Below are 6712 nucleotides of genomic sequence, written 5' to 3'. Positions count from 1 at the left end.
CACCAGGGGACCCCCCCCCCCCCCCCTCCCCTCCCTCCCCCCCCTCCCCCCCCCCCCCCCCCCCCCCCCCCCGCTCCGGGGATACGCGCGTCCGGGAGCTACCCCAGGACCTCGGGCACGGTGACGCCGAACGCGGCCGCGCTCCCGGTCAGTTCGCGCCACACCTTGGCCGCCACCGGAACCCCCTCCCCCGCGCGCGTCGCCGCGACCGCGGCGCTGCGCTCCCCCGGGTAGAACACGCCCACCGCCGCGTCCGCCGGAGTCAGCGCCTTGAGCGTGTCGAGCGTGGCGTCGACGGCGTCGGTGAAGGCGGCGGCGTCGCCGAAGGCCGCCGGGTCGATGGCGACGATCAGGGCGTTCTGGCGGTGCTCTCGGCCCGCGGGATCCTCGGAGTGGAAGGCGGTGAAGATGGGCGCGCCGACGAGGACGCCGGTCAGCAGCTCGAAGGCGAGCGACATGCCGGACCCCTTGGCGCCGCCCAGCGGCAGCGGCATGACCGCCTGCTGCGGATCGGTGGTGGGGGTGCCGTCCGCGGTGGCGGCGGCGCCCTCGGGCAGCGCGGTGCCGTTCGCCCTGGCCTGCCGGATCCGGCCCAGGGCGATCGTGGCGGTGGCCATGTCGAGGACCAGCGGGGCGTGGCTGCGCGCCGGGACGGCGACGGCGAGCGGACTGGTCGCGACGGCCGCCCCCTTGACCCCGGTGTAGCCCATGTTGGGCATGCCGGCGACGAACGCGATGCCGATCAGGCCCTGTTCGGCGATCTTCGAGACGTAGTAGCCGATGGCCCCGGTGTGCACGGTGCGTCGTACACCGACGGCCGCCGCACCGCTCGCCCTGGCCCGGGTGACGGCCTCCTCGGCCGCCGCGGTGAGGGCCACCGGACCGGGCGCGCGGTCCGCGTCGAGGACGGCGACGGCCGTGCCGCCCGACTCGAGCGTGATCTCGGGACGGGCGTTGACGACCCCCTTGGCGAGCAGCTCCAGATACGCGGGGACGCGCGCGGTGCCGTGGGAGTCGATGCCCCGGAGCGCGGCCCAGACGAACACGTCGGCGGTGGTGCGGGCGTGTTCGGGGCCGAGGCCGCCCTTCTCCAGGAGTTCGGCGGCGAGGCCGCGGAGCGCGTCGGCGGCGACGAGCACCTGGCCCGGCCGGGGTGTCGAGGTGTCGGTCATGGTGGCGGGTGCCTCCTGGATCAGCGGGTGACGAGGACGTCGACGACGGCGGTGGTGCCCTCCGCGACCGCCTTGAGGGCGCGCTCCAGGGCGGGGGCGAGCGCGTCCGGCAGGTCGACGGTCTCGGTGTGCATGCCGAACGGTTCGGCGAACCGCGCGAGCCGGGGCAGCCGGCGCAGATCGGTGCCGAGCCATTCGCCGGTCTCGGCGGCCGCGCCCTCGGGGTAGAACCTGCGGTGGTTGAGGTTCATGGATTTGTAGACACGGTTGTTGAACACCACGATCAGCAGCGGCAGTCCGTACGCGTTCGAGGCGTCGTACGACGGGATGACCGGGTTGTACGTGAAGGCGCCGTCGCCGATCGTCAGCACCACGGGCCGCTCGCGGGCGGCGAGTTTGACGCCGAGCGCGACGGCGATGCCCTGGCCGAGTCCGCCCTGGACGTAGAAGTACGAGTCGGGTTCGGCCGTCAGCAGGTGGCGTCTGACCGTGCGGCTGTGGGTGATCGTCTCGTCGACGACGATCGCGTCCTGCCCCTCCAGGAGCCCGCGCAGGGTGGCGGCGACGTGCACGGGGTCGACGCCCTCGGCCTGGGCGGCCTTCGCCTCGGCGGCGGCGATGGCGGCCTGCTCGTCCGCGTGCCGCTCCTCGTGCTCCGCCCGGCGCGCGGTGACGGCGGCGGTGGCCCCGGGTTCGAGGGGGCGTGTGTCCGCCCGCTTGGTCAGCTGGCGCAGGGTGTTGGCGACGTCTCCTTCCAGGTAGCGGTCGGCGAAGAGGACTTGGTAGACGACGTGCGGGCGTTGCGGGACCTCGTCGACGACCACGATCCGCGCCTTGGCCGGGCGGCGCGACGGAGGGTAGAAGGGGGCGCGGCAGTTGACGAGGAGGATGAGGTCGGCCTCGTCCGTCCAGGGGCCGATGTCCGAGCCCGCGTGGAGCGGGTGCGTGCGCGGGAAGTTGCCGCACACGGCCGAGTCGGGTTCGACGACCGGGATGTTCCAGGCCTCGGCGAAGGCGACCAGGGCCTCGAAGCCGCCCGCCTCACGGCCGGCCGTCTCGGTGACGATCACCGGTGCGGCCGCCGCGCGGATCCACTCGGCGACGAGGTCCACCTCTTCGGGCGAGCTGTGGGTCGAACCCGGTGGGACGACCGGCTTGGCCTCCCGGCCGTCCCACTCCTCCAGCAGGATCTCCAGCGGGATGTTGAGGTACGCCGGTCCGGCCGGTGCCCGCCAGGCCAGCTCGGCCGCCCGCGTGACCATGGCGGGCAGGGTGTGCACCCCCGCGGCCTCGTTGGACCACTTGGTGAAAGGCCGCGCGATGCCGTGCGGTCCGCCGACGACGGACAGGTTGCGGTACCACTGACCGCCGGGGTCCTGCCCGGGCCCGTCGCCGTAGGTGGTCGACTCCGAGGAGGCGACCACCATGGGCACGCCCGCGAGCAGGGCACCGTGGACCGCCATGGAGCCCTGGAGCAGGCCGGGCGCCGCGTGCAGGAGCACGGCCTGCGGGCGGCGGGCGAGGAGGCCGTAGCCGGTGGCCATGCCGACCGCGACCGTCTCGTGGGTGAGGTCCAGGTACTCGGGGGCCTGCTGGCCGTCGCGGTGGCGCCGGGCCAGGGATTCCCAGACCGGGGCCCATTCCGATCCCGACGAGCAGAAGACGTAGTCGGCGCCGAAGGCGTCGAAGGCCGATACGAGCGCCTCACCGCCGTCCCTGCCGCCGGCACCCGGTGTGTTCTCGGTGTCCGTCATCTCCGGTGCGCCCTCAGCCTTCGATCGGCCAGTCGAGGACCTCGGAGATGCCGCGGCCCAGGATCCACTCCAGCTCCTCGGGCGTGAAGTCCCAGTGCTGGGTGAACTGTTCGATGGTGTCGGTGTAGGTGATGCCGTGGCCGAGCAGGCGGGTGATGTCGGTGCCGTAGAAGCAGCGCTGGGGGCCCAGCTTGTCGACCATCTCGCGCACGTATTTCTCGATGTTCCTGTTCGGGAAGGGCTGCGTCGAATAGCCGGGCAGCGCCGAGACCTTGACGTAGATGTTCGGGTGGACGGCCAGGTCCGCGGTCTCCTGGACCCAGTAGCCGATCGCGTCGTCCACACAGCGGGCCATGATGCCCATGTGGTCGATGATGATCTTCAGGCCGGGGTGCTTGGCGGCGATCTCGCCGAGCTCGCGCTTCCAGATCGGCGCGTGGACCATCGTGGGGATGCCGAGTTCCTCGGCGATCGGCCAGTACCAGTCGTTGGTCCCGTCGATCATCCAGTTGCGGTCCTGCGGGCGGTGGAAGGTGAGCCGGGTCCCCTTGATGTGCGGGTTGCGCGCGAAGTCCTTCAGCATCGCGGTGCCCTCGACGGGGTCGTCCTGGGGGACGCGGGCCATGATGCCGAAGCGGTCCGGGTGGGCCTCGCACGCTTCGAGGGCGTAGTCGATGCGGTTGCCCTCCCAGGACGGGGGCAGGATCAGCGCCCGGTTGACGCCCGCCTCGTCCATCAGGTCGAGGGCCTCCTCGTACGAGAACGGGTCCTCGCGGTGTCCGTTGAGGCGGATGCGCTCCCGTGCGCCCGGGACCCAGGGGCGGTCCGGGGTCTCTTCCTTCCAGATGTGGATCTGGGTGTCGACAACGAACATGTCATCTGCCGTTTCTCTGCGGAGGGGTGCCGGGGTGGTGCGGATGGAACGCTAGGTCGGCGGGGGGTCTTTGCCGAGCGCTGGGAGCGCAAGCAGTTCTTGCGCGGAAGTGCCCTGCGCACGGGGCATGTTCAGGTTGCGCGGGGCTCGTCGAGGACGGTGTCGGCGATGTGTTCCGCGATCGCCATGGAGGAGGTCGCGGCGGGCGAGGGCGCGTTGCGTACGGCGGTGACGTCGCCGGTGCGACGGATGACGAAGTCGTCCACCAGCGAGCCGTCCCTGCCGAGCGCCTGGGCCCGCACGCCGGCTCCGCCGCGCACCACGTCGGTGGCGTGGATGGCGGGGACGTACGCCCTGGCGGCCTTCATGTAGGCCTCCACCGACAGCGAGCCGCGGATCTCCTTGACGCCGGTGCGCCAGTGTTCCCTGGCCAGGCGCCACATGCCGGGGAAGCGGGCGATGCGGGCGAGTTCGCGGAGGTCGACGTCGGAGCGGCGGTAGCCCTCGCGGGCCAGGGCCAGGACGGCGTTGGGGCCGACCTCCACCTCGCCGTTCACGCGGCGGGTGAAGTGCACGCCGAGGAAGGGGTACCGCGGGTCGGGCACGGGGTAGACGAGGCCGCGGACCATGTGCGCCCGGCTCGGTGTCACGGTCATGTACTCGCCGCGGAAGGGGACGATGCGCGGCTCGTCACCGTCGTCGGCGAGCCGGGCGACGCGGTCGCTGTGGAGTCCCGCGCAGAGCACCAGACGGTCGGCCCGCAAGGTCTCGTCCCCGGAGGCGACCTCGACGCCGCCGCCGGTGAGGCGGGTGACACGGGTGACGGGGAAACCGAGCCGCACCTCGCCGCCGGAGTCCACGACGTCCTCGGCGAACGACCGGGCGATCGCCGTGTAGTCCGTGATGGCGGTGCGCGGGGAGTGCAGGGCCGCCCGGCCCACGGCGTACGGCTCGATCTCGTGGATCTCGCCCGCCCCGACGCGGCGCAGGCCCGGCACCCCGTTCTCCAGGGAGGTGGCGTACAGGGCCTCCAGACGTGGCACCTCGTCGTCCGTGACGGCGACGACGAGCTTGCCGCACTCGTCGTAGGGCAGACCCCGGTCCTGGCAGTACGCCCGGATCATCGCCCCGCCCCTGGCGCACAGACGGGCCTTGAGGCTTCCGGGCCGGTAGTAGATGCCGGCGTGCACCACGCCCGAGTTGTGGCCGGTCTGGTGGACGGCGACCTCGTGTTCCTTGTCCAGGACCACGACACGCGTACCGGGCCGGCGCAGCGCGATCTCGCGTGCCGTGGCCAGACCCACGATCCCGGCGCCGACGACGGCGATCGTCTCGTCAGCCATCCGCTCTCCTCCTCTCCTCGCCCACGGCCGTGTCAGACACCGAAATGGAGGGCGACGGTCTTGACCCGGGTGTAGAAGCGCAGCCCGTCCTCGCCCTGCTCCTTGAAGGGCGAGCCGGAGTCGCGGAAGCCCCCGAACGGGTGGTGGACGTCCCAGCCGGAGGTGGTGGTGTTCACCGCGATCTGGCCGCACTCCACCTCGTCCACGAACCGGTGGGCGGCGCCGAGGTCCTGGGTGAACACGGCGGCCGCGAGGCCGAAGACCGAGTCGTTGACCGCCTCGACCGCCTCGTCGAAGGAGTCCACCGCGCGCAGCGCGACGACCGGTCCGAACACCTCCTCGCGCCAGATGTCGAGGTCCGGGGCCACCTCGCCGAGGACGGTCGGGTTGACGTAACAGCCGTGCCCCAGCGCCTCGTCCGTGGGCCGGTCCCCGCCCGCGAGGACGACGGCGCCCTGCTTGACGGCCCGTTCGACGTCGGCGAGGACACCGTCCCGCTGCCGGGCGCTGACCAGCGGTCCCATCGTGGTGCCCGCGGCGAGTCCGGGGCCGACGCGCAGGGCGGCGGTCTCGGCCAGGAGCAGCGCGGTGAACTCCTCGTACACCGGCCGCTCGACGATCACCCGGCTGGTGGCCGTGCAGCGCTGTCCGGCCTGGGCGAAGCCCGCGGCGGCCACCGCCCTGGCCGCGGCCCCCAGGTCGGCGTCGGCGAGGACCACCGTGGCGTTCTTGCCGCCGAGTTCGCCCTGGAAGCGGACGTTCGTGTGGGCGAGCGCGGCCCGCAGTCCCTCGCCGACCTCGTTGCTGCCGGTGAAGGTGACGGCGGTGAGGCGCGGGTCGCCGAGCAGCGCGTCGGAGATCTCCGCGCCGCGTCCGGTGACCACGCCCAGGACACCGGCGGGCAGACCCGCGTCGTGCAGGGCGCGGGCCAGGTGCAGGGCGGCCTGCGGTGTGTCGGTGGCCGGCTTGAGGATCGCCGCGTCGCCCGCCGCGAGGCAGGGGGCGAGCTTGCGCGCCGGGGTGATCAGCGGGTCGTTCCAGGGGGTGATCGCGAGGACGACACCGATGGGCTCGCGCTGGTGGTGGGTGCGGGTGTCCGGGCGTACGTCGTGCACGAGCGTGCCGTAGCCCTGGCGCGCGATGCCCGCGTAGTACTCGAGGAAGTCGGCGGCCTTGAGGGTCTCTCCGGTCGCCTCGGCGCGGGTCTTGCCCATCTCGGTGCTCAGGTCCTCGGCGACCTCGGCGACACGCTCGCGCAGCAGCCGGGCCGCCTCCGTCATGATCCGGGCGCGCTCGAAGGGGCTGGTGCGCTTCCAGACCGCGAAGCCCTGTTCGGCGTGGTCGTAGGCCTCGGTGACGTCGGCGGCGCTCAGCGCGGGAACGCGGGCCACCGGGGCGCGCAGATCGGCGGGGTCGTGGACGTCGATCCACGCGCCGGTCGCCACCCACTCCCCGCCGATCAGGGTTTCCAGGGTTCGCATCAGGATCACTTCTCTCGTCCGCCGCGGTGCGGGCCGCGGTCAACCGGGTGGGACGTCCGCAGGACACACGAGGGGCGACCCCGTCGGC

5 protein-coding genes are annotated in these 6712 nt (G+C 72.9%); all 5 read right to left on the bottom strand.

The genetic code is table 11. The features are described 5' to 3' along the window. Positions 1-98: 98 nt before the first annotated feature. The gene (locus ACZ4TO_RS18295) at positions 99-1172 is read right to left on the bottom strand and encodes an Ldh family oxidoreductase (RefSeq protein WP_468024719.1); all 1074 of its coding nucleotides are present in this window, start codon (positions 1170-1172) and stop codon (positions 99-101) included. A 20-nt stretch (positions 1173-1192) separates the two neighbouring features. Further along, the gene (locus ACZ4TO_RS18290) at positions 1193-2926 is read right to left on the bottom strand and encodes a thiamine pyrophosphate-dependent enzyme (protein ID WP_468024718.1); all 1734 of its coding nucleotides are present in this window, start codon (positions 2924-2926) and stop codon (positions 1193-1195) included. Between the two features lie 13 nt (positions 2927-2939). Further along, positions 2940-3800 (bottom strand): amidohydrolase family protein, encoded by an 861-nt coding sequence (locus ACZ4TO_RS18285; RefSeq protein WP_468024717.1) that lies wholly within the window; start codon positions 3798-3800, stop codon positions 2940-2942. Positions 3801-3931: 131 nt separating this feature from the next. After that, positions 3932-5143 (bottom strand): L-2-hydroxyglutarate oxidase, encoded by a 1212-nt coding sequence (gene lhgO, locus ACZ4TO_RS18280; RefSeq protein ID WP_468024716.1) that lies wholly within the window; start codon positions 5141-5143, stop codon positions 3932-3934. A 32-nt stretch (positions 5144-5175) separates the two neighbouring features. After that, complete coding sequence (locus ACZ4TO_RS18275; protein ID WP_468024715.1) at positions 5176-6624, bottom strand: aldehyde dehydrogenase family protein; 1449 nt, start codon at positions 6622-6624, stop codon at positions 5176-5178. Positions 6625-6712 lie beyond the last annotated feature (88 nt).

Source organism: Streptomyces sp. NPDC028298 (genome assembly GCF_055565895.1).
The sequence above is the reverse complement of the archived record's forward strand: the minus strand, read 5'-3'. Positions and strand labels throughout refer to the sequence as shown.

What these genes read in the sequence shown, in the direction of transcription:
- ACZ4TO_RS18285 (WP_468024717.1), bottom strand. Translation starts at nt 3,800, where the DNA reads ATGTTCGTTGTCGACACCCAGATCCACATCTGGAAGGAAGAGACCCCG.
- lhgO (WP_468024716.1), bottom strand. Translation starts at nt 5,143, where the DNA reads ATGGCTGACGAGACGATCGCCGTCGTCGGCGCCGGGATCGTGGGTCTG.
- ACZ4TO_RS18295 (WP_468024719.1), bottom strand. Translation starts at nt 1,172, where the DNA reads ATGACCGACACCTCGACACCCCGGCCGGGCCAGGTGCTCGTCGCCGCC.
- ACZ4TO_RS18290 (WP_468024718.1), bottom strand. Translation starts at nt 2,926, where the DNA reads ATGACGGACACCGAGAACACACCGGGTGCCGGCGGCAGGGACGGCGGT.
- ACZ4TO_RS18275 (WP_468024715.1), bottom strand. Translation starts at nt 6,624, where the DNA reads ATGCGAACCCTGGAAACCCTGATCGGCGGGGAGTGGGTGGCGACCGGC.